Annotated in this window: 18 protein-coding genes; 10 read left to right on the top strand and 8 right to left on the bottom strand. The window is 68.5% G+C overall.

What is annotated here, in order from left to right; translation table 11 throughout:
* The 4 genes from V5D55_RS04440 to V5D55_RS04425 all read left to right on the top strand — a co-directional run bounded on the left by V5D55_RS04440 (nt 1) and on the right by V5D55_RS04425 (nt 3,734).
* A complete protein-coding gene (locus V5D55_RS04440; protein WP_435748074.1) occupies nt 1-897 on the top strand; it encodes a carbohydrate ABC transporter permease in 897 nt (298 codons plus the stop codon).
* Nucleotides 898-927: 30 nt separating this feature from the next.
* The gene (locus tag V5D55_RS04435; RefSeq protein WP_435748072.1) at nt 928-2,028 is read left to right on the top strand and encodes a DUF4185 domain-containing protein; all 1,101 of its coding nucleotides are present in this window, start codon (nt 928-930) and stop codon (nt 2,026-2,028) included.
* 51 nt (nt 2,029-2,079) lie between these two features.
* Nucleotides 2,080-3,231, top strand: a complete 1,152-nt coding sequence (locus V5D55_RS04430; RefSeq protein ID WP_435748070.1) for a methyltransferase — start codon at nt 2,080-2,082, stop codon at nt 3,229-3,231.
* A gap of 62 nt (nt 3,232-3,293) precedes the next feature.
* Nucleotides 3,294-3,734 carry a DoxX family protein gene (locus V5D55_RS04425; protein ID WP_435748068.1) on the top strand — a complete coding sequence of 147 codons (441 nt, stop codon included), beginning with the start codon at nt 3,294-3,296 and terminating at the stop codon, nt 3,732-3,734.
* A gap of 22 nt (nt 3,735-3,756) precedes the next feature.
* Here V5D55_RS04425 and V5D55_RS04420 read toward each other — a convergent pair whose 3' ends face one another.
* Both V5D55_RS04420 and V5D55_RS04415 read right to left on the bottom strand, forming a co-directional pair.
* Nucleotides 3,757-5,295: a DUF4185 domain-containing protein gene (locus V5D55_RS04420; protein ID WP_435748066.1), complete on the bottom strand. Its 1,539-nt coding sequence runs from the start codon at nt 5,293-5,295 to the stop codon at nt 3,757-3,759.
* Between the two features lie 37 nt (nt 5,296-5,332).
* A complete protein-coding gene (locus tag V5D55_RS04415; protein WP_435748064.1) occupies nt 5,333-6,466 on the bottom strand; it encodes a glycoside hydrolase family 172 protein in 1,134 nt (377 codons plus the stop codon).
* A 102-nt stretch (nt 6,467-6,568) separates the two neighbouring features.
* On the opposite strand from V5D55_RS04415, the gene V5D55_RS04410 reads away from it, so the two are divergent.
* The gene (locus V5D55_RS04410) at nt 6,569-7,555 is read left to right on the top strand and encodes a LacI family DNA-binding transcriptional regulator (RefSeq protein ID WP_435748062.1); all 987 of its coding nucleotides are present in this window, start codon (nt 6,569-6,571) and stop codon (nt 7,553-7,555) included.
* 11 nt (nt 7,556-7,566) lie between these two features.
* Here the strand turns inward: V5D55_RS04410 and V5D55_RS04405 are convergent, their stop codons facing one another.
* Nucleotides 7,567-8,007 (bottom strand): hypothetical protein, encoded by a 441-nt coding sequence (locus V5D55_RS04405; protein ID WP_435748060.1) that lies wholly within the window; start codon nt 8,005-8,007, stop codon nt 7,567-7,569.
* Between the two features lie 200 nt (nt 8,008-8,207).
* Here V5D55_RS04405 and V5D55_RS04400 point away from each other — a divergent pair, with 200 nt between their 5' ends.
* From V5D55_RS04400 to V5D55_RS04385, 4 genes are all read left to right on the top strand, one after another.
* Nucleotides 8,208-9,701 (top strand): FGGY-family carbohydrate kinase, encoded by a 1,494-nt coding sequence (locus V5D55_RS04400; RefSeq protein ID WP_435748058.1) that lies wholly within the window; start codon nt 8,208-8,210, stop codon nt 9,699-9,701.
* Nucleotides 9,698-12,283 (top strand): GH116 family glycosyl-hydrolase, encoded by a 2,586-nt coding sequence (locus V5D55_RS04395; RefSeq protein ID WP_435748056.1) that lies wholly within the window; start codon nt 9,698-9,700, stop codon nt 12,281-12,283. The genes V5D55_RS04400 and V5D55_RS04395 overlap by 4 nt, the downstream gene beginning before the upstream one ends.
* The gene (locus V5D55_RS04390) at nt 12,280-13,914 is read left to right on the top strand and encodes a fucose isomerase (protein ID WP_435748054.1); all 1,635 of its coding nucleotides are present in this window, start codon (nt 12,280-12,282) and stop codon (nt 13,912-13,914) included. The genes V5D55_RS04395 and V5D55_RS04390 overlap by 4 nt, the downstream gene beginning before the upstream one ends.
* Before the next feature lie 171 nt (nt 13,915-14,085).
* Complete coding sequence (locus tag V5D55_RS04385; RefSeq protein ID WP_435748050.1) at nt 14,086-15,291, top strand: endo-beta-N-acetylglucosaminidase H; 1,206 nt, start codon at nt 14,086-14,088, stop codon at nt 15,289-15,291.
* A gap of 16 nt (nt 15,292-15,307) precedes the next feature.
* Here the strand turns inward: V5D55_RS04385 and V5D55_RS04380 are convergent, their stop codons facing one another.
* The 4 genes from V5D55_RS04380 to V5D55_RS04365 are packed head-to-tail and all read right to left on the bottom strand — an operon-like array spanning nt 15,308 to nt 21,670.
* Nucleotides 15,308-18,511, bottom strand: coding sequence for a glycoside hydrolase domain-containing protein (locus tag V5D55_RS04380; RefSeq protein ID WP_435748048.1), 3,204 nt, complete (start codon nt 18,509-18,511; stop codon nt 15,308-15,310).
* Complete coding sequence (locus V5D55_RS04375; protein ID WP_435748046.1) at nt 18,508-19,443, bottom strand: carbohydrate ABC transporter permease; 936 nt, start codon at nt 19,441-19,443, stop codon at nt 18,508-18,510. Before V5D55_RS04375 ends, V5D55_RS04380 begins: the two co-directional genes overlap by 4 nt.
* Complete coding sequence (locus tag V5D55_RS04370; RefSeq protein ID WP_435748044.1) at nt 19,440-20,327, bottom strand: carbohydrate ABC transporter permease; 888 nt, start codon at nt 20,325-20,327, stop codon at nt 19,440-19,442. The genes V5D55_RS04375 and V5D55_RS04370 overlap by 4 nt, the downstream gene beginning before the upstream one ends.
* 41 nt (nt 20,328-20,368) lie before the next feature.
* Entirely contained in the window at nt 20,369-21,670 is a 1,302-nt protein-coding gene (locus V5D55_RS04365; protein ID WP_435748042.1) for an ABC transporter substrate-binding protein, read from the bottom strand.
* A gap of 216 nt (nt 21,671-21,886) precedes the next feature.
* On the opposite strand from V5D55_RS04365, the gene V5D55_RS04360 reads away from it, so the two are divergent.
* Complete coding sequence (locus V5D55_RS04360; RefSeq protein WP_435748040.1) at nt 21,887-23,197, top strand: glycoside hydrolase 5 family protein; 1,311 nt, start codon at nt 21,887-21,889, stop codon at nt 23,195-23,197.
* A 9-nt stretch (nt 23,198-23,206) separates the two neighbouring features.
* Here the strand turns inward: V5D55_RS04360 and V5D55_RS04355 are convergent, their stop codons facing one another.
* Complete coding sequence (locus V5D55_RS04355) at nt 23,207-24,238, bottom strand: LacI family DNA-binding transcriptional regulator (RefSeq protein ID WP_435748038.1); 1,032 nt, start codon at nt 24,236-24,238, stop codon at nt 23,207-23,209.
* Between the last annotated feature and the right edge of the window lie 105 nt (nt 24,239-24,343).

Here is a 24,343-nt window from a genome sequence, read left to right as displayed (position 1 = left end):
ATGGCCGTCATGCAGGAGACCACCCGCATCGTCCTCGCCGGCAAGGAGCCGCGGGCACAGCGCAAAGCACCGCGTACCGCCGGCGGCTGGCTCGTCGTCCTCGGCAAGGTGATCCTCGGCGCGATCTTCGTCGTCGCCTCGCTGTTCCCCCTCGCGTGGATGGTGATCGCCGGCTTCAAGTCGAAGACCGAGGTCGTCGAGACGCCGTTCCAGTTCTTCCCCGAGGTGTGGTTGTGGCAGAACTACGCCCAGATCCTCGCCGACCCGACGTTCCTGCAGACGCTGCTGTGGACGTTCATGGGCGCCGTGCTCTTCACGGTCGGAAGCCTCGCGGTGAACTCCCTCGCGGCGTACGCATTCGCCCGCCTCGACTTCCGCTTCAAGGGCACGATCTGGGCGATCGTCATCACGACGATGTTCATCCCGGGCATGACGATCCTGCTCACGAGCTTCATCGTCGTCACCCGGCTGTCGATGCTCGACACCCTCAGCGTGCTTGTGATCCCCGGCCTCGCGAGCGCCGGCATGGTGTTCTTCATCCGGCAGTTCTACCTGAACATCCCGAAGAGCCTCGAGGAGGCGGCGATGCTCGACGGCTGCGGCCGGTTCGGCATCTTCGTGCGCATCTTCCTGCCGCTGTCGAAGCCGCCGTTCGTGGTGATGGGCATCACGGCCTTCCTCGCCTATTGGAACTCGTACGTCTGGCCGATCCTGACGATCACCTCGCCCGAGCGCTTCGTGCTGCAGCAGTACCTGGCGACGTTCCGATCCGAGCGCAGCACCGAGCTCGGGCTGCTGATGGCCGGCTCCGTGCTGGCCGCGGCTCCCGTGATCATCCTGTTCCTGATCTTCCAGCGTCAGATCATCGGCAACATCAAGATGGCGGGTCTCAAGTAGCAACACGGGCAGCACCGAGAGGAGAGGTCGATGGAGACCGAGAACACGCACGGGCTTCGGATGAGTCGCAGGAACGTCCTGCAGGGAGCGATGGCACTGGGGGCCGCGTTCGTGGCCTCCGCCGCGGTGCCGGCTCCGGCCGCCGCCGCGGGACTCACCGTGTCGAGGATCAAGGTGCTCGCGGGCACCCAGAGTCCCTCGCAGTACGGGGTCGGGGTGACCGACCTCGGCATCCCCGCCCGGACGCCGGACGGGCGGATGCTGTTCCTGTTCGGCGACACGTGGGCCGATCACGTCGGCGGCGCGAACTGGCGTTCGCCGGTCGCGCTGTACTCGTCGACCACCAACCTCAACGCCGGGGTGACCTTCAACGGATGCGGCGGGGCGGGCGCGAACACGCAGGGCACGGCTCCGCAGCTCTGGTACTACCCGCATGACGCGTACTTCACGACGGTGATCCCGTCGGACGTGATCACCATCGGATCGCGGATGTACCTGCATGCGATCGTCAACGGTCCGCAGTTCGGCGCCGTGCGCTGGACCGAGCTGTGGAAGTCGGACGACAACGGCGCGACCTGGCAGCACACCGGCCTGCAGTTCCCGGCGAACATGGCCGGCGGCAAGTTCCAGTGCATCACGTGGGGCCTCGGCAGCGACGGCTACGTGTACATCTACGGCACCGGCTTCCAGCGCGACAAGGGCATCGTGCTCTACCGGGTGCCGTCGAACAACATGACCACGCTCTCGGCCTACCAGCCGTGGGGCTTCGCGAACGGCTCGTGGGGGTGGGGCAAGCCTGTCACCGAGGTGCTGCCCGGAGGCTTCGGCGAGATGTGCCTGCGCCCGCTCGGCGGCAAGTGGATCCTCACCTGGTTCAACGCCCCGGCCTACCGGATCGACGCGATGGTGCTCAACACCCCGACCGACAACCTCTACACGGCGACCAAGACCACGCTCCTGTACGGGAGCGAGTGGAACCAGGAGGATGCTTCGCACGTCGCGCAGCTGTACGGCGGCTACATCATCCCCGGATCGACCCTGTCCGACCTGCACCTCAGCGTGAGCCAGTGGCACACCGGGAACAACAGCGTCTACCACTCCGAGCAGTTCCGGGTGCAGGGGCTCGTGTAGTCGCGAGGGGAGCGCGTCCCGCCCGTAGGCTTGCTGCGGGACGGAGACGACGTGAAACTGACAGCTCGCACGCTGCGGGGCCTGGAGTGGGTCGCCGCCGCCGAGATCGAGCGGCGACTGCCGGAGGCGACGAGCATCCGGATGGGATCACGCGAGGTCGCCTTCGAGTACCCGGCCCTCGACGCGGCGCTGCTGCGACTGCAGAGCGTCGACGACGTCTTCTGGGTGGTCTCGACACTCGACGGCGTGGGCTCGACCAAGGACGCGGTCACTGACCTCGCGTTCAGGGTGCAGCGGCTCGCGTGGGCGCCGGTGCTCGCCGAACTGCGGAGCGTGCGGGAGATCCCGGACGGGTTCTTCTTCGACGTCGTCGCGAGCATCGACGGCGCCCACCGGTACAACCGCTTCGATGTGGAGAACGCGGCGGGCGAGACCCTCGCGCCGCTGCTGCGCGGCACGCATCTCGCCCGCACGGCGGAGGGGCTGTCCTCCTCCGATCGGCCCGACCTGACGGTGCGTCTGTTCGTGCAGGACGGGACCGCTGTGGTCGCGGTGCGGCTCACGGCCGCGCCTCTCCACCGACGCCCGTACAAACAGGCGACGGGGCCGGGCACCCTCCATCCGCCGGCCGCCGCGGCGCTCGCGATGGTCGCCGGCGTCACCGCGGACGATCGGGTCTTCGACCCGTTCTGCGGAGACGGGACGATCGCGATCGAGACGTTCCTGCAGCATCCGGGCATCGCTTTCGGTGCGAGCGATCTGGACCCTGCGAGGGTGGAGAATGCCCGGCAGAACGCGGGTCGGGCAGGAGCGGATGTGGACTTCCGGGTCGCGGATGCTGCGCTGATCCCCTGGGCGGAGCTCGACGCGACGGCGATCATCACGAATCCGCCGTGGAACAACGCCGTGCATGCGGCGGGCGGGGCCGAGGCGTCACTCGACGGCGTCTGGCGCGCGGCCCGGCCTGCCCTGCGCGGAGGGCGCCTCTGCGTGCTGGCGGATGCGAAGCTCGGCATCCCGGAGCGGCTGGACGGGCTCGGCTACCAGGTCGGCTTCACGACCCTCATCCGGCTCAACGGGCGACTCACCTCGCTGGTCGTGGCGGGCGCGCACGAGGGCAGTGCGCCGGGGCTCTCACCGGAACTTCGGGCCTGGCGCACGATCGCGCACTCAGGAGATGGAAAAGTCGGCTTCCTAGCGTGAGAGCAGGGAAAGCCCCTGCTCCGCGCTCGCGCGGGTGTCCTGCCACGAAGGATCGACCTCCGATGACGAACACCAAAGCCCCCTCTCCCGCCGTCTCTCTGGGACTCCTCGTCCTGCGCGTCGTCGTCGGCGCCATCTTCGCCGCACACGGTGCGCAGAAGATCTTCGAGTTCACCCTCCCCGGCACGATCGGCAGCTTCGCCGACATGGGCGTTCCGCTGCCGGAGATCGCCGCGCCCGTCGTCGCGTTCGTCGAACTGATCGGCGGCATCCTCCTGATCCTCGGGTTCCTCACGCGTCCCGTCGGCATCCTCCTCACGATCGACATGGCCGTCGCCCTCGTCGCCGTGCACCTTCCCGCCGGCCTCTGGGTCGGCGACGGCGGCTACGAGTTCGTGGCCGTGCTCGGCGTCGCCGCGCTCGCGCTCGCGCTGACCGGCGCCGGACGGTTCTCGCTCGACGGAGCGCTGCTGCGCGGCCGCGCGCCCGCCTGGCTCAGCTGACGCTCACGGGTCCGGGCGAGGGTCAGGGCGCGCGGACCAGGGCGACGTCGTCGAGCTGCAGCCATATGTCGCCGCTGTTCGTCCACACCCCGCCGAACACCTGCACCTGATCGTTCGCACCGGTGTCGACGTCGACCGTGAAGCGCGTCCACGCGCCCACCGAGACGAAGTGCGCCTCGCCGAGCACGGTGCCGTCGAGCTGCCGCACCCCGAAGTAGCCGTTGTCGCTGTTGGTCGACGTGCGGAGGAAGCCGGTCAGCCGGTAGGAGGTGTGCGGCTCGACGTCGACGTCTTGCCAGACGTCGCGCCAGCCCGAGTTGTACCGCACGAAGATGTTCCGGTCGCCGGTGAAGCCGCCTGCCGGTGCCGTGTCGATGCCGGAGTTCGGCTTGGCGCCCCAGGTGCCGTCGGTGCCCGTGCCGACGGCATCCGACCGCTCGAAGCTCGGATCCACGATGAGGTTCGGATCGACGATCGTGCCGTTCTTGTCGAGCCGCATGTGCATCAGATAGACGTTGTACGGGTTCCACTGCGACATCGCGAAGTAGATCTCGCCGTCCTCGTTCCACGGGTGGAAGTAGCCGCCGTACAGCGCCGGGTAGTCGGTCGAGCTCGCGACCGTCTGCGCGGGGCTCCACGGACCTTCGGGGGTCTTCGCGGTGTGCAGCACGATGTCCTCGCCGGACAGCGTCATCAGCAGGAACCGCTTGCTGTGCGCGTCGTACTGCACTGAGACCTCGCTCATCGGCGCGTCGATGACGGGCGCGGCATCCGCCTCGTCCTTGCTCCACTTCCGGCCGTCCCAATAGCGGTACTGGGACTTGTCGAGCAGCTTCTTCGCGGGGACCTTGGCGACCGAGACCGGGCCGTTGCGCCCGTTCTGCGTGCCGAAGACGTAAATGGTGCCGCCCTTCTGCACGTAGGCCTGCATCTGGAACGGGTCGTCGCCGTCGGGGTTCTCCCACCGGGTGTTCGACACCGTCCAGTTCGCCCCGCCGTCGTCGGAGTAGGCGATGCCGGCGTGATTCGTGTCCCAGACTCCGGGAGGGCCCCACTGCTTCACCGACATGAAGCCGAGGTACTGACGGTCGCCCACCGAGATGCCGGCCGTCGGGATCACGGTGATCTCGTCGCCGTTGATCTTCTTCGACGGGATGATCTCCTTCGCCACCCCCTGCGGAGCCTGCGCCGCCCAGTCGAACATCATCCCGTCGGAGAGGTCGGCGTCGCTCGAGCGCACCAGCACGTTGCTGCGCCAGTTGCCGTTGGGCGGCGCGCCGCCGCCGGGGCCGGTCCACGAGTTGCCGAACGTGTCGCCGAAGGCCGTCAACACGTGGCCATCGCCGTCGTCCCACATGATGCCGAGGTCGGTGGCCTTGATGTCCCACCGGCCCCAGGTGTTGTTCGGGGCGTCGGGCCCGGTGAGCTTCTCGACCACCGTGACCGGCGTCGACGCGGTCGTCGCGATCGCCGGTGCGGAGACGGCCGCGCTCGCAGCCACCACCGCCAGCGAGACCAGTGCGGCACCGGCCGCGAGTCGTCTTCTCTTCCGAGGCGCCATTGCCTTCTCCTTCGGTCGCCCGCGCGGGTGCGGGATGTCAGTCCTGAGGAGCTCGCGGCGGCGTCGAGCCGATGTCGGGGACCGGAGCGGTTCCTAGGTGGACCTCCAGGTCGTCGGCGGTCGGCGTCTTCGGGCGACGAGCGGTCGGACGATCGAGGTAGAACATCGCGGTCGAGGCGATGTCGTCGCGCAGTGGCAGGTACCGCCATCCGCTCCGCCAACCGAGTGCCTGGATGTCGACCTTCGGAATGCCGGTGGCGAAGTGGATCGGGTCGAGCAGGTGCCAGCGGTACATGCCGAACCGCTGCTGGCTCACGTAGAGACCATCGGGTCTGATCACCTGCGGCATGCCGAGGTAGGGCGTCGAGAACTCGGTGTAGCCCTGGCCCGGGATGTCGAAGTTCCAGGCGCCGCCGAAGTAGTCCTCGGTCCCGGTGCCCGCGATCGTGGGGTAGTCGGTGTCGTCGTCGAGGTAGAACTTGATCTCGCCCTCGCCCCACCACCCGTTGGAGTTCACGCCCCACGCGATGTACGTGCCGACGTACTGGCCCTGTCCTTCGATGCCCTCGAGGATGACGTGAGGGGTGCGATCTTCGAGCGGGTTCGACCGGCGCCACTGGGCGTGGAAGTACGCGTCGTTCGAGTAGTCCCCGCCGATCTCGTAGGTCACCTGGTAGTAGACGCGCACATCGACGACCGAGGTGTTCTCGATCGTCAGGCGGGCGCCGTCCTTGAACGGCATCGGCCAGTACGAGTTGAACCCGCCGTGCGGGTTGGCCGCGATGGTCTGCGAGTTGACCTGCGCGAACACGCCCCAGCCGTTGCAGAAGAAGTCGCCGTACGGCACCTCGACGGCCGGCTCCTCGGAGCCGTCCCAATAGGCGCGCAGCAGCAGAGTGCGCCAGTTGTCGGTGTGCGTCGTGATCCAGATGTGGGTGATCTTTCCAGCGCCGTCGATCTTCGCCAGGTCGAACGTGTCGCCCGCCTTGATGTCGACACTGGGGGAGATCTTCCAGCCGGGCCCGAGGTCACGGGCGTTCCCCGCGCCCGTGCCCTCGGTCGCCCGGCCCCCGCCCCCAGCGGATCCGTCGAAGTTCTCCGGCGAGATCGATCGCGTCTGCACGGACCGCAGTGCTGCGAGAGATGCCAGATCAGATGAAGCAGAAGTCATGCGCGCCAATGTAATCGATTTCAACCGAGAACTCCAGAGATCGTCATTCTCCGCGATACTGTTGCTTCACGTCCGGCGCCACCGGGCAGGCAGTGAGGACGCATGGCCACGATCTACGACGTCGCAGAACTCGCGGGGGTCTCACCCGCGACGGTTTCGCGTGTCTTCAACGGAACGAGCGTGTCGGAGGAGAAGGTCGCCGCCGTCCGCGATGCGGCCGCGAAGCTGAGTTTCACCCCGAACCGCACGGCCCGCACACTGCGTCGTCAGAGCTCTGAGGTCATCGCGCTCGTCATTCCCGACATCGAGAACCCCTATTTCACCGAGATGGCCCGCGGCGTCGAGGACGTCGCCTCCGAAGCGGGCTACTCGGTGGTGCTCTGCAACTCCGACGCGCAGATGGAGAAAGAGGCGACGTACCTCCGGATCGCGATCGCCGAGCACATGTCGGGCGTCATCATCGCGACCGCCGACGAGCACTCGAACCTCGACATCATCCTCGCTACGGGACGCCCGGTCGTCGCGGTCGACCGCAGCACGACCTACGACATCGACGGTGTCGTGATGGCGAACCGGGCCGCGGGGACTTCGGCGACGAAGGATCTGATCGACGCCGGGTACCGCCGCATCGCCTACATCGGCGGCCCTGAGCATATCGACACCGCGGCCGAGCGCGCCGCGGGCTGGCGATCGGCTCTGGGCGCCGCCCATCCCGATCTCGACCTGGATGCCCTCGAGCGGTTCGCCACGTTCCGCGTCGACGGCGGGCGTGCTGCCATGGAGGAGCTTCTGGCGCTTCCGGATCCGCCGGACGCTGTCGTGGCGGGCAACAACCTCATCGGCGTCGGCGCGATCCAGGTGCTCACCGAGCACGGACTGACGCCGCCGGAAGTGGGAGTCGCCGTGATCGGATCGCTGCCGTTCACGACTCTGTCGCCGAACGCCGTGACGGTCGTGCGGCTCCCCGCTCGGCACATGGGGGTGACGGCGGCTCGGATGCTGCTCGAGCGCATCAAGGGCGACAAGCAGCCGGCGCGCACCGTCGTGCTGCGCAACGAGGTGCAGCCGGCCAGCACGCAGCGAGCCTGACGGGTCTTCGGTCAGGAAGACTTCCAGAAGCGGGTCGCCAGGTTCGCGACCTCCTTGTCGAGGTCTTCGAGTCGGCGGTCGATCGAGCCCAACCGTTCGGTGAACTTCGCGTCCATGGCGTCGAATCGGGCATCGATGACGTCGAACTTCACCTCCAAGATTCGGTTCAGACCATCGAATCGGGCATCGATCCCTTCCCTGAAGCCGTCGAATCGGGCATCGATCCCATCCCTGAAGCCGTCGAATCGGGCATCGGACCCCTCGAATCGGGCATCGATTCCTTCCCTGAGGCCGTCGAATCGCGCCTCGAGGCTGTCGAAACGCGCGGCGTTCTCGTTGCGGAACGACGTGATGATCCGGTCGTTCTGGCGCAACAGCAGCGTGATCGCGCCGATCATGATGGCGGCGAAGACTGCGATCAGCGCCCACACCTGAGGCTCGGTCAACTCCATGGCTCCATTCTGCGAGGGAAAGACCAGATTGTCACGGTATTCCGGTGTCCGACGGCGTCGTCCGCGCGATCAGTGGAGAACCCTCGATCGACCCCGATTGTGCAGACGATGTCGACGTCCACCTTGCGCCTTGAAATCGATTTCGCGTACAGTGACGATCAGGTTTCAGATTCCGCAGTTCAGGTTTCAAGGAGGACGCCATGCGCTGCACCCTCGGGGTGGACATCGGCACGTCCAGCAGCAAGGGCGTGCTGGTCGATGACGGCGGCGTGATCCTGGCGACCGCGATCAGGGCGCACGAGGTCAGCCGGCCGCGCAGCGGCTGGGTCGAGATGGACGGTCGCGTGTGGTGGGACGAGTTCGTCGCGATCACGCACGAGCTGATCGCCGCGGCACCCGAGGCCGAGATCGTGGGCGTGGGCGTCAGCGGCATGGGGCCGTGCATCCTCCTCGCCGACGAGCACGATGAGCCGGTGCGGCCGGCCATCCTCTACGGCATCGACACGCGATCGACGGCGCAGATCGAGCGGATGACCGCCGAACTCGGAGTCGACGAGATCACCCGGGTCGGCGGCTCGACGCTCACCTCGCAGGCCGGAGGGCCGAAGATCGCCTGGATCGCGGAGGAGGACGCGGAGGCGTGGGCCCGCGCCCGGCGCCTCTTCATGCCCGCCTCTTGGCTCGCCCGCAAGCTCACCGGTGCCTACGTGCTCGACCACCAGTCCGCGAGCCAGGTCTCGCCGCTGTACGACATCGAGGGCGAGCAGTGGCATGAGCCCTGGTGGGCGGAGTTCGCCGGCCCCATCGAGCAGCCCGTGCTCGGCTGGGCGGGCGACCTCGCGGGCGAGGTGACCGCGGCCGCGGCATCCGCCACCGGCCTCGCCGCGGGGACCCCGGTCATCATCGGCACGATCGACGCGTGGACCGAAGCCGTCAGCGTCGGCGCGCACGAAGTCGGCGACCTGATGCTCATGTACGGGACCACGATGTTCCTCGTGGCGACGGGAGAGGAGGCGTTGCGCACTCCCTCGATGTGGACGACTGCCGGCGCCTTCGCCGGCACCAGGAATCTTGCCGGCGGGCTCTCGACCTCCGGGGCGCTGACCGCCTGGCTGAAAGACCTGACCGGTGCGGACTACCCCGCGCTTCTCGCGGATGCCGAGAGGTCGAGGCCTGGCGCGCGCGGGCTGCTCGTGCTGCCGTATTTCGCGGGGGAGCGAACGCCGATCCAGGATCCGGATGCGCGAGGAGTGATCGCCGGGCTGACCCTCGACCACTCACGCGGAGACCTCTACCGTGCGGCGCTCGAGGCGACCGCGCTCGGCGTGCGGCACAACGTCGAGACGATGCGCGCCGCGGGCGCCGACATCCGGCGGATCGTCGCGGTCGGCGGCGGCACCCAGGGGCGGCTCTGGCTGCAGATCGTCTCGGATGTCACGGGACTCGTGCAGGAGGTGCCGCAGACCACGATCGGTGCGAGCTATGGTGCGGCCTTCCTCGCTGCCACCGCCACCGCCGACGACGGCGCGGCGCCCGTGATCACCGCCTGGAATCCGATCGCCGAGACGATTCGGCCGGATGCTGCGCTGCGAGACCTCTACGACACCCTGTTCGACCGGTATGTGCGGCTGTACCAGGGATCGAAGGACGTCGTGCACGAGCTCGCCACCGCGCAGCGGGAGGCCGCGGCATGACCCGGCGCGCACGCGGCATCCCGCACACCTCGCAGGCCACGGCGTTCCCGCTCGGCGGCATCGGCACGGGCAACGTCTCGATCGGCGCGCGCGGCGAGCTGCGCGACTGGGAGCTCGAGAATCTGCCGGACAAGGGGCGCCGCAACCCGCATTCGTTCTTCGCGATCCACGCCAGGCCCGAGGGCGGCACCCCGGTGACCCGTGTCCTCGAAGCGAAGCTCACCGGCCGTCACGACGCCGATGCCGGTTACGCGTTCGATCAGCTGGCGGGACTCCCGCGCCTCGACGGCGCGACCCTGCACGGGGAATACCCGATGGTCGACGTCGACTTCACCGACGCCGTCCTCCCGGTCGACGTCTCGCTCCACGCGTTCACTCCGCTCGTCCCGCTGGACGCCGATGCGTCCGGCATCCCGGCCGCCGTGCTGCGCTACCGGGTGACGAATCCCGGCACCACCCCGGTCGCGGTCACGGTCGTGGGCAGCGTCTCCCATACCGCCGGCCGCGGCACCCCGGGGCCGGACGCGCCGTGGGGCATGCGCGCCACGCAGAACGTGCGGTGGCGTGAGGACGGCGACATCCGCGGCCTCGACTTCGGCATCGATCTCCCGCAGGACGATCCCGGCTACGGCACCCTCAGCCTCACGACGACGGATGCTGCCACCACGGTCAAGCCGCAGTGGGTCACGAGCTACTGGCCCGACGGGGCGCGCCTGTTCTGGAACGACCTCACCGACGACGGCCTGCTCGCGGCCGAGTCGCGCCTCACGCTCGAGGACCGACCGCGCGGGTTGTTCGCCGAGCTCGACGACCACGGGTCCCCGAGCTCGACGAAGGGCGCTCCTCTCACCGAGGACGAGATGCTCGCGAAGCTGCCGCGGCTGCGCACCGGGTCGCTCGGCATCGTGCATTCGCTCGCACCGGGGGAGTTCCGCGACTTCGAGTTCGTGCTGTCGTGGAGCTTCCCGAACCGGCGCCGCGGCTGGCACGGGCATATCGTGTTGGCGGATCCGCCGGGGGACGGCCCGCTGTCTCCGATCGTCCGCAACCACTACGCGACCCTCTGGCCCGACGCCTGGGCGGCTGCGACGCACCTCCACCGAGAACTCCCCGCCCTCGAGACGGCGACGGATGCCTTCGTCGAGGCGCTGTACGGCAGCAGCCTCGACCCCGTGCTCGTCGACGCGATCGGGGCGAACATCGCCGCGGCGCGCTCCACCACCGGATTCGTGCTCGAATCGCCGAACCCCGTGCTGGGGGAGGGGCCGGTGTTCGCGGCCTGGGAGGGGTCGTTCGACCACGGCGGATCCTGCGAAGGCACCTGCACGCACGTCTGGTCGTACGCGCAGACGCTCGCCTGGCTGTTCCCCTCGCTCGAGCGCAGTGCGCGGCGCGTCGAGTACCTGCTCGAGACCGATGACGCCGGCGCCCAGAAGTTCCGCGGCAACCGCATCTTCGGCGGACCCTCGTGGTTCATGGCTCCGGCCGTCGACGGACAGCTCGGCACCCTGCTGCGTCTGCACCGGGAGTGGCGCTTCAGCGGAGACGACGACTTCCTGCGGGAACTCTGGCCCGCGGCATCCCGCACTCTCGACTACGCGATCCGCGAGTGGGACCGCGACGGCGACGGCCTGCTCGACGGCGAGATGCACAACACCTACGACATCGAGTTCCACGGCGCGGAGCCGCTCGCCAACGGCGTGTACCTGGCCGCTCTCCGCGCCGGAGCGCGGATGGCCGAGCACCTCGGCGAGCCGGAGCGCGCCCGCGCGTGGTCGGTGCGCGCCGACCATGTCGCCGCCGCGATGGACGCGACGCTCTGGAACGGCGAGTACTACCGGCAGGTGATCGACGACGCCGACGCGTACCGGTACCAGTACGGCGACGGCGTGCTCTCCGACCAGCTCCTCGGACAGTTCCATGCCTTCGTCAACGGTCTCGGGCACATCCTGCCCGCCGAGCGGGTCGACTCCGCGCTCGCCGCGATCGTCGCGCACAACCACCGCGACGACCTGTCCACCCACGAGAGCACGCAGCGCGTCTACGCGCTGAACGACGAGGGCGGATTGCTGCTCGCGTCCTGGCCGCACGGCGGCCGCCCGGCGATCCCGTTCGTGTACTCCGACGAGGTGTGGACCGGCGTCGAGCATCAGGTCGCGGCATCCCTGCTCTTCGCCGGCCGCTACGACGATGCCCTGCTCGTCGAACGGACGCTGCGCGCCCGCTACGACGGCGAGCACCGCAGCCCCTGGAACGAGATCGAGTGCGGCAACCACTACGCCCGCTCGCTCGCCTCATGGGCGCTGCTGCTGGGTGCCACCGGTGCCCAGTGGGACGCGCCGACGGGAGTGCTGTCGTTCGCGCCCATCGCGGGCGCCGAGCAGTTCCTGTTCACCACGGGCACCGGCTGGGGACGCGTCGAGATCGACGATGACGCCCTCACCCTGCATCTCGACGGCGGCGAACTCGACATCGCCGAACTGCAGCTGCGCGGCCGAGCCATCGGCCGCGGCATCCGACTCCGAGCGGGCGACTCCCATCGCTACACGCTCACCACGACCCCAACACCGGAGGCATCATGACCACCTACACCCTGCCGACGCCGGCATCCCGTCCGGCGTCTGCACCGAAGACCGCCTACCTGATCGCCTCCGGCGACCTGCGCGAGGCCGCCAACACCGGCGGCTGGCCGGTGCAGGTCGAGCTGGAAGCCGGCGTCACGGGCGTGTTCGAGGATCTCGGCTGGACGGTCGTCCGCGCCAATGAGGTCGACCCGGCCACCGGCCACGGCTTCATCTCGAGCCAGCGCATGGGCCTCGAGGTCTTCAAGAACATCCCGACGGCTGCTCCGCTCATCGTCGCCGAGGCCGTGTGGCAGTACTCGCACCACGTGCTCGCCGGACTCCGCACGCACGAGGGGCCGATCCTCACCGTCGCGAACTTCGCGGGCGACTGGCCGGGACTGGTCGGACTGCTCGGGCTCAACGCCGGCCTCACCAAGATGGACAAGCCCTACGCATCGATCTGGTCGGTCGACTTCAGCGACGACTGGTTCAAGAACGGCATCAAGGAGTGGACCGAGACGGGCTCCATCACGCACGACGGCTCGCACGTGCGCGCGCTGCCCGAGCTTCCCGACAGCCCCGAGAAGGCGCTGGGCGAGGCGCTCGCCGCGGAGCTGTTGGCGGAGAAGGCCATCATCGGCGTCTTCGACGAGGGCTGCATGGGCATGTACAACGCGATCTTCGACGACGAGCTGCTGAACAAGACCGGCATCTACAAGGAGCGTCTGTCGCAGTCGGCCCTGTACGCCGAGATGCTCAACGTGAGTGACGACGAAGCGGATGCCGCCTACGACTGGCTGACCGACAAGGGCATGACCTTCGTCTACGGCGAGGATGCCGCCACGGAGCTCACCCGCGAGCAGGTGCAGTGGCAGCTGAAGATGTACGTGGCCGCGCTCCGCATCGCCGACGACTTCGGGCTCGATGCGGTCGGCATCCAGTACCAGCAGGGCTTGAAGGACCTCGTCCCGGCATCCGACCTGGCCGAGGGGATGCTGAACTCGACCGAGCGTCCGCCGGTGACCTCGCGCGACGGCGCGCGCGTGCTGCACGAGGGCCGCGCGTTCCCGCACTTCAACGAGGCCGACGAGGGCGTTGCGGTCGACGCGCTCGTCACTGACCGGGTCTGGCGCGCGATGGGGCTCGTGCCCGACAACACCCTCCACGACGTGCGCTGGGGCGAGGACTACGACGGCCAGTTCGTCTGGGTCTACGAGATCTCGGGATCCGTTCCCGCCTCGCACCTCGGCGGGTGGCAGAACGCCGAGGGCTGGCGCCAGGGGCACGTGTTCTTCCCCGCGGGCGGCGCCACGATCAACGGCGTCTCGAAGCCGGGCGAGATCGTGCTCTCGCGGGTGTTCATCGCCGACGGCATCCTGCAGGCCGACATCTTCCGCGCGTCGGTCGTCGAGCTGCCGGCCGAGGAGACGAAGCGCCGCAAGGACGCCACGAACCCGGAGTGGCCGATCGCCCACGTCGTGCTGCACGGCATCTCCCGCGACCAGTTCATGGCCCGGCACAAGGCGAACCACGCGCAGACCGTCTACGCGCCGGATGCCGAGACCGCCGACAAGGCGCTCATCGCCAAGGCCGCGATGTTCGCCGGCATGGGCATCAAGGTCAATCTCGTCGGAGACGTGAACGTCTGACCCGACGCCAGCCTGGATCAGAAATGCCGCCCCACGCGGGGTGGGAGCGGCATTTCTGATCCAGCGTCTTCCGTCGACCCTTCACCTCGCTTCACTTAAGCGATATAGTCAGCCGCAGGTCGCGCCGATGCGACCTGATCTCGACATCGATGATGAAGGAGACGATCTGTCATGAGTCAGTCACGCATCAGGATTCACCGGTTCCGAAAGGGCCTCGCGGCCATGGCGGGTCTTGCCGTCGCCGCAGCGGGCGCTGTCGCCGCGGCTCCGGCTGCCGCGACCGAAGCACCCGAGAACGAACCGCAGCTCGCGGTCTACGTCGAGGTGAACTCGAACGATTTAGCGAACGTCGCGGACTACACGCTCGCCGATTCGGGGGAAGCAGCGATCGATATGGCGATGATCTTCGCCGCCAACATCAACTACGACGGCGAGAAGGCGTACCTGCACTTCAACGAGCGCGTCACCGAGACGCTGAACGACGCCGAGAACCAGATCCGTCCCGTGCAGGAGCAGGGCACCAAGGTGCTGCTGTCGGTGCTCGGCAACCACCAGGGAGCAGGATTCGCGAACTTCACCTCCTACGCGCAGGCGGATGCTTTCGCCGCGCAGCTCGCCGACGCCGTGACCACCTACGGGCTCGACGGCATCGACTTCGACGACGAGTGGACCGAGTACGGCGCGAACGGCACACCGCAGCCCAACGCGGAGTCGTTCGGCTGGCTGGCCACGGCACTCCGTGAGCGGATCGGCGACGACAAGATCATCAGCCTCTACGCGATCGGCCCGTCGTACACGACGACGGACTTCACGTCGTTCGACGCGGGCGGCGTGCTCGACTACGCCTGGAACCCCTACTACCCGACGTACGACGCCCCGACGGTGCCGGGACTCGAGGACCGCACGCGCATCGGAGCCGCAGCGATCGACCTCGCGAACACCAGCGCGGCGACGGCGGCGGACTTCGCGAACCGCACGGTCGCCGATGGATACGGCGTCTACGTGGCGTACAACCTCACCGCGACCGATCAGTCGGCCTACCTGTCCGGCATCACCCAGGCGCTCAAGGGCGAGGCGACGGAGTACCGGGCGGCGCCGAAGGACCGCACGGCTCCGACCGTCACGGTGAAGCAGGGCGGGGAGTTCACGTCCGGCTCCGCGGAGGCGTACTCGAAGGTCAGCTTCAAGCTGTACGACGCGGGCAAGATCGATCGACTCTCCGTCAACGGCGTCCCGAAGAACCTCACCGACAACACCTGGAGCGACCTCAACTTCGTCACGCCGGGCGCCTTCGGTGCGGTCGCCGGGTCGAACACGCTCGAAGTGCTCGATGTCGCGGGAAACCGCACCGCAGTGTCGTTCGTCCTGGCGGAGTGAACGTCCGCCGGACTGATCAGTCCAGGTCGAAGATCTCGATCTGACGGATCGTGACCTCGGCCTCCGCCCGAACGCGGAGCGCCGAGGTCACGATGCGTGTTGCCAGCGTGAACGGTGTCGTGCGATTCTGCCGCAGCGCGGCCTGGTGCATCAGGTGGATGGGAACCCAGCGATCGTCGGTCCCGAGCATCTCCCAGCGGAGCACAGAGGCGGATGCTGCACCCACAGTCGTCACGGTGAGGTCGCTGATGCTGCGGGGCCTCGGGAACCGCCACCCCACCCACTCTCCGGCGCCCAGCGCAGCGCCGTCATCACCCGAGGGTGCGCCGTCGTCGAACACGCGCTCGGCGTGCGCGAGCTCGGGGGAGGAGACGACCTGGCCGTCACCCGACGTCAGGTCGGGGTGCCAGGCTTCGACGTCGCCGATGGATGACTGCGGCCCCTTCTCGAGCGATGCCGCCGGATCGACCCCGAACTCCAGTTCGAGCACGGCGTCGCCCACGAGCGCCTCGATCGGCAGCTCGGCCGCGGGCAGGACGACCCCGTCCAGGCGCGCCTCCTGCAGCACTCGCGCCGAGGGCTCGCTGCGCCGAGACAGCATCCGCAGCGAGGAGCCGTCCCCGCGGTCGACCCGGATGTCGTCGAAGAGCGGCGACCCGATCCGCAGCACGCCCGAGGCGAGCTCCAGCGGATACAGGCCGAGCGCGGCCCACAGCCACCACGCACTCATCTCGCCGTTGTCCTCGTCGCCGGGGAAGCCCTGGCCGATGTGGGCACCGGCGAACAGCCGTCCGGCGAGGTCGTGCACGATTTCTGCCGTCCGCCACGGCTGGTCGCTGAACGCGTACATGAACGGGATGTGGTGCGCCGGCTGGTTCGAGATCGCGCACATGCCCGAGCGCAGGGCCCGCGCTTCGCGCTGCTCGTGGATGACGGCGCCGTACGCGCCGCCGAATCGCTCGTCGGCGGTCTCCGGCTCGGCGAACAGGGCGTCCAGGTGTCGACCGAGGCTGCCGGGCCCGCCATACAGGTCGGCCAGCCCGGCACCGTCATGCACGGCGCCGACCGACATGCCCCAGGCGTTCGTCTCGACGTTGTCGCCGCCCCAGGTTCTCGGATCGAAGCCGTCTACGGCGAAGGCGCCCCGGTCGTCCCGGCCACGGAAGAACCCCGTGCCGTCGTCGAACAGCGTGCGGTACGACAGTGCCCGGTTCGCGAAGTATCGGGCGAAGGCGCGATAGCGCGCAGCATCCGATTCCGACTCGGTTCCGGCAGCGAGCTGAGACGCGAACCGCCCGAGTGCGGCGTCGCTCACCGCGTTCTCGATGCTCCAGCTCATCCCCTCGGGGACGTCCGAGGGGATGTACCCGGTGAAGCGCCCTCGGGCGATGCCCTTGCGACCCCGGCGGGCGTCGGGACCCGGCTCGCAGGCGTTACGCCATCCGCTCTCGAACGCGGCGACGCGGTCGAAGTCCACGCCCCAGCGCGCGGCATCCGCGAAGATCTGGTCGCTGGACGTGCCGACCATGCTGTCGACGTACCCCGGGGCGCTCCACCGCGCCATCCACCCGCCGCGGCGATACTGCTCCAACTGCCCGTCGAGCAGCCGTCCCGCGAGCACGGGGTCGAGCAGGGCGAGCCCCGGCCATTCGGTGCGATACGTGTCCCAGTAGCCGTTGTTGACGACGAGCTCACCCTCGGCGATCGGGTCCGTGACCGCGGCGTCGGCGAACACATCGGCGAAGCGCCAGACGGGTGCCTCGGGCGTGCCGGCGTTCTCGGCCGCGCTGTTCGGGTACAGGTGCATCCGGTGCAGGGCGGCCGCGATCCGGGCCCGGTGCTCCTCGTCGGCGAGAGTCCGGTACGGAGCCTCCGCCTCGGGCAGCGCCGGGATCGTGACGCGTCCGAGAAGGCGATTCCAGGATGCCGCGGCCGTCTCACGCAGCTGCTCGTAGGAGACCTCGACGGCTGCCTCGATCGCGAGGCTGCGGCGGGCCTGCGCGACCGAGAGGAAGGAGACCGCGATCCGCACCTCGAGCGATCCGTGACCGCTCACGTATCCGGCGACCTCACCGCGCCCGTCGTCATCGAGACGGCCACGGTCATCTGCCGGACCATGCCCCGGCAGTACGGTCCCGGCGAAGAAGCAGCGGGGTGCGTTACCCCAGTCCGCGGGGCCCTCCGGGATCCAGCCCTCGAATCCTCCGGCATCCGCCCACTCGAGGCGCCCGCCGGCGGTGAGCTGGTCGATCACGAATCCCACGCGGGCGTCGGGATCGATGCTCTGCACCCGGAACGCCGCCGCATGTGAGCCCGCCGTCATCTCGACGCGCAGGCCGTCGCCGAGGTCGGCCGCGTACTCGTGCGGATGCGCGCGCTCGCTGCCGGGGACGATCCAGCGTCGGCGCCCGGCGTGCTGCGATACCGGGCGATCGAGGAAGGGCATCAGCTGCAGCACGGAGCGATCGCCGATCCACGGGCTGGGCTGATGCGAGAACTGGAGGGCTTCGAGACGGCGGCCCTGCGGGTCGTCGTGCACGAAGGGGCGGTAGGGCCAGCGGGAGTCGGCGGCGTCGGTCGCCGGAGTCACGAACGTGAATCCGTGCGGCACCGCCACCGCCGGAATCGTGTTCCCTCGCGAGAATCGCGGACCGGAGTGCGAGCCGCGGCGGGTGTCGACGCGTTCGACGGGGGTGAGGGCTGCGGATGCCGCGCGCTGCTCGATCATGACCTGCACGAATCCCCGGACCTCGCCCGGGAGATCCTCCGTGCCGGCCAGCGAGTCGGCACCGAGCACGATCTCGACGATTCCGCTGCGGTGTGCGACCGGGGCGAGCGAGACGGTGTCGGCATTCCACTGCTCCGGCAGGCTCCAGCGTGCGCCGAACTGCTCCTCGGCGGTGATCGGGAAGTCGTAGCGGTCGCGCACGGCCGCGATCTCGCTCAGTCGGGTGCCGTCGGCGAATCGCACATCGACCGTGACCGCGAGCCCGGCGTGAGGTGCCAGCGTCGCGGCAGCCCCGTCCGCGTAGAACGCCCAGTGCAGCACCGTATCCGGCGAGAGCGCGATGTCGGCGAGCCCCGGTGCGTCGATCCGCTGCTCGCCGGCCGACGGGTCGAACGCGAACGAGAACACCGGGCAACGCAGCACGCCCGTGCGGGGGCGTGACGACGGAGGATCGGCCGGGCCGTCCGCGGGCGTGAGGTGCACGGTGCTCACCCCTTGATCGCGCCCTCCTGCACGCCCTTGAAGAAGAAGCGCTGCGTGAACGAGAACATGATGACGATCGGCACGAGCGCGATCATCGTCCCCGCCGCGATCAGGCGCGGGTCGACCGAGAAGCTGCTGTTGAGATAGGCCATGCCGACCGTCAGCGTGTACTTCGCCGGGTCGGACAGCACGATGAGCGGCCACAGGTAGTCGTCCCAGGCGCCGATGAACGCGAAGATCGCGACCACCGAGACCATGCCGCGGATGTTCGGCCAGACGATGTGCCGGATGCGCTGCCAGGTGGTCGCACCGTCGACGGTCGCGGCATCCAACACGTCTTTCGGGATCATGCGGCAGGCCGTGGCGATCAGGAGCACGTTCATCGCGCTGATCGCGCCGGGCAGGAAGACGCCCCAGAGGGTGTCGGCCAGTCCCAGCGCACGGATCGTGAGGAAGTTGCTCGTCACGGTGACCTCACCGGGGAACAGCAGGGTGGAGAGGAGGATCGCCATCACGATCCACTTGCCGCGGAACCGCATGCAGCCGAGCGCGTAGCCGGCGAAGGTGGCCAGCACGACGTTGCTGACGACCGTGCCGATGGAGACGAGCAGCGAGTGCCAGGCGTAGAGGTAGACCGGCACGATGTCGGCGACGGTCGAGTAGTTGCCGAGCGTCGGCTCGCGCGGGATGAGGTTCGGCGGGAAGGAGTAGATGTTCTCCTGCGGGCCCTTGAACGAGGTCGAGAGCTGCCAGAGGAACGGGCCGATGACGAGCACGAGCACGAACAGCAGCAGGGCGTAGCGACCGATCAGGCCGCCGAGGGTCGGCTTGCTGAAGTCGCCGGAACCGCGACGGCGGAAGACGCGTTCGCGCTCGAGGCGGGTGGGCTCGTCCGGCGAGCGACGGTCGTCGTCGGCGCGGGGCGGGGTGAGGATGCTCATGCGGGGGCCTTCGCCTTCTTCTCACGGTTCATGAACGCGATCGCGGCGAGCGGGATGAGGGTGAGGAGGAAGAGCGCCACGCTGATCGCGGACGCGTAGCCGATGTTGCCGTTCAGGCCGGAGCCGACCTGACGGATGAGCATCACCAGCGACATGTCGTACCCGCCGGGCCCACCCGTGCTCTTGGAGAGAACATCGAGCTCGGCGAACACTCTCATCGCGGAGACGGCGATGAGCACGGCGATCAGGAGCATCGCGCCGCGCACCGAGGGGATCGTGACCGAAAGGAAACGGCGGAATGCCCCGGCACCGTCGAGCATGGCCGCCTCGTGCAGCTCCTTGCCGACGTTGCCGAGGGCGGCGAGGTACACGACCATGTAATAGCCGAGCCCCTTCCACACGGTGAGCAGGATGGCGCAGCCGAGCAGCAGCCAGCGGTCGACCAGGAAGGCCATCGGCTTGTCGACCAGGCCGAGGAACTCGAGCGTCTGGTTGATGATGCCGCGGCTGTCGAACAGCCAGGTCCAGATGAGGGCCACCACGACGACCGACGCGATCACGGGGAAGTAGAAGGTGGTGCGGAAGAACGCGATGCCCGGCAGCTTCTTCTGCACGAGCAGTGCCAGCAGGAGCGGGAGGATCGTGAGCAGCGGCACGCACACGACGACGTAGATGATGCAGGTCGTCAGGGCGTTCCAGAACATCTCGTCGCCGAACATGCGGTCGTAGTTCGCCGCGCCGATGAACTCGGGCGTCCGGAGCGGACGCGCGTCGGTGAAGCTGAGGAAGACCGTGTTGAGGAACGGCCAGAGCGCGAACACCAGCACCCAGATGACGGCGGGGCCGAGGAGCAGCCAGGGCGTGAACCATCGGTGAGATCGCATCGATCTCACCCTGCTCCGGATGCCGGTGTCCGCGCGCATGCTTACTGGTCCACGCGGTTCGCGTTCGCGTACTCGACGATCTTGTCGAGCTGTGTCGCAGCATCCGCCTCGCCGTTGATCGCCAGGGCGATCTGCTGCGTCATGTACGTGGCCATGTCGGACGTCCATTGGAACGGCAGGGCCTTGGCGCCCTCCATCGCGGTGAACACGGTGTCGATCGCGGCGAGCTGCTTCTCGTCGGTGATCGACGAGGAGATGTTCTCCACGACCTTGTCGCCTCCGGCAGCGGTGCCCGGCGCGGTGCCGACGGCGAGCGACGAGAAGGCGACCTGGTTCTCCTCGTTGGTCACGAACTCGGCGAAGGCGAGCGCGGCCGCCTTGTTGTCGGAGTCGGCCGAGACGTTGAGCCCCTGCACGTAGAGCGGCGGCACGCCGAGGCGCTGCGTCGCGACGGTGTTCTCCAGGAGGGTGGGGGCGTCCTTCTGCAGGTCGGTCGTGAAGCCGGTGCCTCCGGTCGTGAACGCGACCTTCTCCTGGATGTAGGCCTCGGCGTTTCCGCCGTAGTCGCCGGTCAGCGCCTCGGCCGGCATCGCACCCGCCGCGTAGGCGTCGGCGTAGGCCTGGATGATCTCGGCGGCCTCATCGGTGTTGAAGTCGAACTCGCCCTTGTCGTTGATGACTTCCATGCCGGCGGCCGTGAAGGTGTCGAGCGCGGGGATCGACGAGAGCAGCTGCACCTTGCCGTCGGACTCGGTGGCGACCTTCTTGGCGAGGGTGAGGAGCTCGTCGACCGTCGTCGGCAGGTTGTCCTCCGTGACGCCGAACGGAGCGAGCTGCGCGAGGTTCCACCACGAGGCGTCGCTGGAGAGGTACCAGGGCAGCCCGTAGGTGCCCTCGACCTCGGGGTACTGGCTGTAGGAGTCCCAGGCGCCGGCGTTGTAGACCGACTTCAGGTCGGGGTCGGCCTTGTCGATGTCGACGAGCTTGCCGGCGGCGACGAGGGGGTACGCGATGTCCGGCGGCAGGTTCAGCACGTCGGGGAGGGTGTCGGCGTTCGCCTGGCTCAGGATCTTCTCCTGGTAGCCGTCGCCCGGCTGGTCGAGCCACTCGACCGTGACGTCGGGGTTCTCTTTCTCGAACGCGTCGATCAGGTCTTCGAAGTAGGGCGTGAACTTCTCGTTCTTGAGCGACCAGGTCTGGAACTGGATCGATCCGCTCAGCTCGCCGGAAGTGTCGATGGGGCCGCTGTCGCCGGAGCCGCCGCCGCCCCCCGTGCAACTCGTCAGCGCCAGGACGCCGATGCTGAATGCGGCCAGAGCGGCAATGCGTGTCGGAACTCTCATCGTGCTTCTTCCTCGAGGCGGGCGATTCGGCGTGATGTCCGTGGGTGAATGGACTGCAACGCTTTAGCAGATGAAACCATCCGATTCCCCGCCTGTCAAGGTGCTGGCGGAGGGTCTCACGGGAATCCACGTCGAGTAGTGGGATGTTCGTTGCTCAAGCGTTATAGTGATCCGACATGCCCTCACCGGAGGGCACCATCGGAAAGGTCCGGACACATGACGCAGCGTGGCGCTCTCGATGCTCCCCTGAGATTCGGGGCGAATTACACGCCGTCGAAGGACTGGATGCACTCCTGGCTCGATTTCACGCCGGACGACGTCCGCCGTGACTTCGCCGCGCTCGCCGAGCTGGGCCTCGATCACGTCAGGGTCTTCCCGCTCTGGAACGTCCTCCAGCCGAACCGCACGCTCATCCGCACGAAGGCCATCGACGACGTGCGGGCGATGGTCGACATCGCCGGCGAGTTCGGGTTGGACGCCAGCGTCGACGTGATCCAGGGGCACCTGTCGAGCTTCGACTTCATCCCCTCCTGGCTCTACACGTGGCACGACAAGAACATGTTCACCGACCCGAAGGCGCTGGAGGGGCAGATCGCGCTGGTCGACCGGCTCGGGCAGGCGCTGCGCGAGGCGCCGAACTTCCTCGGCCTGACGCTCGGCAACGAGACGAACCAGTTCTCGGCGCACACCCACCCCTCGCCGTGGCCGGTCACGCAGGACGAGGCGGGCGAGTGGATCTCCGCGCTGCTCGCGGCGGCGGATGCTGCGGCACCCGGCCACACGAACGTGCACAGCGAGTACGACGCGGTCTGGTACATGGACGGCCACGGGTTCACGCCCGCGCACGCCTCGCGCCTCGGCGCGATGACCACCATCCACTCCTGGATCTTCAACGGCACCGCGCAAAGGTACGGCGGGCGTTCGGTCGCCTCCGATCGGCACGCCGAGTACCTGATCGAGCTGTCGCGCGCCTTCGCGATTGACCCCGAGCGCGTGGTCTGGCTGCAGGAGGTGGGCGCTCCCTCCAACTGCCTCGCCGAAGACGAGATGCCGGGATTCCTCGAGGCCACGGTGCGCTCGGCTGTGCGCACCGAGAACCTCTGGGGCATCACCTGGTGGTGCTCGCACGACGTGAGCCGCGACCTCGGCGACTTCCCCGACCTGGAGTACTCGCTTGGTCTGGTCGGCCAGGACGGCAGGGCCAAGCCGCTCGGCCGCCGGTTCGCCGAGCTCATCCCCGAGCTCCGCGCGCGCCAGGCGCCGCCCGCGCGCGAGACCGCGATCGTGGTCGAGGTCGACGAGCGCGAGGTGCCGGTGAGCCGCGCGTCGCTGAGTCCGGGGGGAGTGGTGTTCCAGGCGTGGGTGGATGCCTGTGCGGCCGGACTCGACCCGGCGCTGGTCACGTCACGGACGGCGCAGGATTCCGCGGCGCTCGATGCGCGCGGCATCCGTCATCTGATCCGCCCTGACGTGTCGGCGAATGAAGTCGACCCCTACGGCTCGGTGAACACGGTCGTCGGGGCCTGACGCGCGGCTTCAGCCGAGACGCGCCGGCGGAGCCGTGCTCTCGCGCGCCGTGAGCACCGGGGTGGGGCCCTCGACGCTCGGCAGATTCACCCCGGCCTCGATCTGCTGCAGCAGCAGAGTGGCAGCGATCTCGCCGAGCTCGAAGGTGTCGCGGGTCATCGCAGTGATCGAGGGGTTGATCAATCCGGCGATCACGGAGTCGTCGAACGACGCGAGCGACACATCGCGCGGTACCGCCCGGCCCATCTCCTGCGAGACGCGGAGGCCGGCGACCGCCATCACGTCGTTGTCGTAGACGATCGCGGTCGGGCGCTGTCGCCCGGAGAGCAGCGAGCGGGTGACCGCGGAGGCCCGTGCGGGAGAGAAGTCGGTCGTGATCACCTCGCCCTCGATGCCGTCGGACGCCATGCGCTCCAGTACCTCGGCGCGCAGATGCGTGTGCTCCAGGTCGGCGGGGCCACCGACGTAGGCGATGCGGGTGTGACCGAGGGCTGCGAGGTAGGAGAAGAGCGTGTCGGCCACCGCGTCGTCGCCGATCCAGACGCTGGGCACCGAGCCCTCGGGGGAAGGCTTGGATCCGATCATCACCGCACGCGCATCGAGGGCCGTGATGCGATCGACGCGGGGGTCGTCGTCGCGGGGGTCGATGAAGATGAAGCCGTCGACCTGGTTCGACGAGCGCCACTGCCGGTGCACTTCCATCTCTTCGGCGACGTCGGCCACGAGGCGGAGTTGCAGGCTGACCTTGCTCACCGAGAGCCGCGACTCGATGCCGGCGATGAGGTCGGTGAAGAAGGCCTCGGATCCGAGGGAGCGTGCCGGGCGGGCGAGCGCGAAGCCCACCGTGTTCGCCTTCGCACCGACCAGTGCGCGCGCCGCCGAGCTCGGCTGCCAGCCGTTCTCCTCGACGATCGAGAGGATCCGCTGCCGCGTCTCGTCGCTCACGCCGGGGCGGCCATTCAGGGCGAAGGAGACGGCACCTGGTGACACTCCGGCCATACGCGCGATATCGGCGATGGTGACGCGTTTCGCCGGGCTCATAGTTCCTCACCATACTTGATCGGTTTAGTCTCATGAAGCACGGATCATGTGTTCTAGACTTGATCACTAGATCGTTTTAGTAGCCCTCACCGTCGAGCCGGAGAT

It is taken from the genome of Microbacterium sp. PMB16, from assembly GCF_051294855.1.
In the GTDB taxonomy this organism is placed as follows: domain Bacteria; phylum Actinomycetota; class Actinomycetes; order Actinomycetales; family Microbacteriaceae; genus Microbacterium.
Note: the sequence above shows the minus strand (reverse complement) of the source record. Positions and strands in the feature narration are given on the sequence as shown.

What these genes read in the sequence shown, in the direction of transcription:
- V5D55_RS04360 (WP_435748040.1), top strand. Translation starts at nt 21,887, where the DNA reads ATGACGCAGCGTGGCGCTCTCGATGCTCCCCTGAGATTCGGGGCGAAT.
- V5D55_RS04405 (WP_435748060.1), bottom strand. Translation starts at nt 8,007, where the DNA reads ATGGAGTTGACCGAGCCTCAGGTGTGGGCGCTGATCGCAGTCTTCGCC.
- V5D55_RS04390 (WP_435748054.1), top strand. Translation starts at nt 12,280, where the DNA reads ATGACCACCTACACCCTGCCGACGCCGGCATCCCGTCCGGCGTCTGCA.
- V5D55_RS04395 (WP_435748056.1), top strand. Translation starts at nt 9,698, where the DNA reads ATGACCCGGCGCGCACGCGGCATCCCGCACACCTCGCAGGCCACGGCG.
- V5D55_RS04440 (WP_435748074.1), top strand. Translation starts at nt 1, where the DNA reads ATGGCCGTCATGCAGGAGACCACCCGCATCGTCCTCGCCGGCAAGGAG.
- V5D55_RS04385 (WP_435748050.1), top strand. Translation starts at nt 14,086, where the DNA reads ATGAGTCAGTCACGCATCAGGATTCACCGGTTCCGAAAGGGCCTCGCG.
- V5D55_RS04370 (WP_435748044.1), bottom strand. Translation starts at nt 20,327, where the DNA reads ATGCGATCTCACCGATGGTTCACGCCCTGGCTGCTCCTCGGCCCCGCC.
- V5D55_RS04400 (WP_435748058.1), top strand. Translation starts at nt 8,208, where the DNA reads ATGCGCTGCACCCTCGGGGTGGACATCGGCACGTCCAGCAGCAAGGGC.
- V5D55_RS04365 (WP_435748042.1), bottom strand. Translation starts at nt 21,670, where the DNA reads ATGAGAGTTCCGACACGCATTGCCGCTCTGGCCGCATTCAGCATCGGC.
- V5D55_RS04435 (WP_435748072.1), top strand. Translation starts at nt 928, where the DNA reads ATGGAGACCGAGAACACGCACGGGCTTCGGATGAGTCGCAGGAACGTC.
- V5D55_RS04355 (WP_435748038.1), bottom strand. Translation starts at nt 24,238, where the DNA reads ATGAGCCCGGCGAAACGCGTCACCATCGCCGATATCGCGCGTATGGCC.
- V5D55_RS04420 (WP_435748066.1), bottom strand. Translation starts at nt 5,295, where the DNA reads ATGGCGCCTCGGAAGAGAAGACGACTCGCGGCCGGTGCCGCACTGGTC.
- V5D55_RS04415 (WP_435748064.1), bottom strand. Translation starts at nt 6,466, where the DNA reads ATGACTTCTGCTTCATCTGATCTGGCATCTCTCGCAGCACTGCGGTCC.
- V5D55_RS04425 (WP_435748068.1), top strand. Translation starts at nt 3,294, where the DNA reads ATGACGAACACCAAAGCCCCCTCTCCCGCCGTCTCTCTGGGACTCCTC.
- V5D55_RS04375 (WP_435748046.1), bottom strand. Translation starts at nt 19,443, where the DNA reads ATGAGCATCCTCACCCCGCCCCGCGCCGACGACGACCGTCGCTCGCCG.
- V5D55_RS04410 (WP_435748062.1), top strand. Translation starts at nt 6,569, where the DNA reads ATGGCCACGATCTACGACGTCGCAGAACTCGCGGGGGTCTCACCCGCG.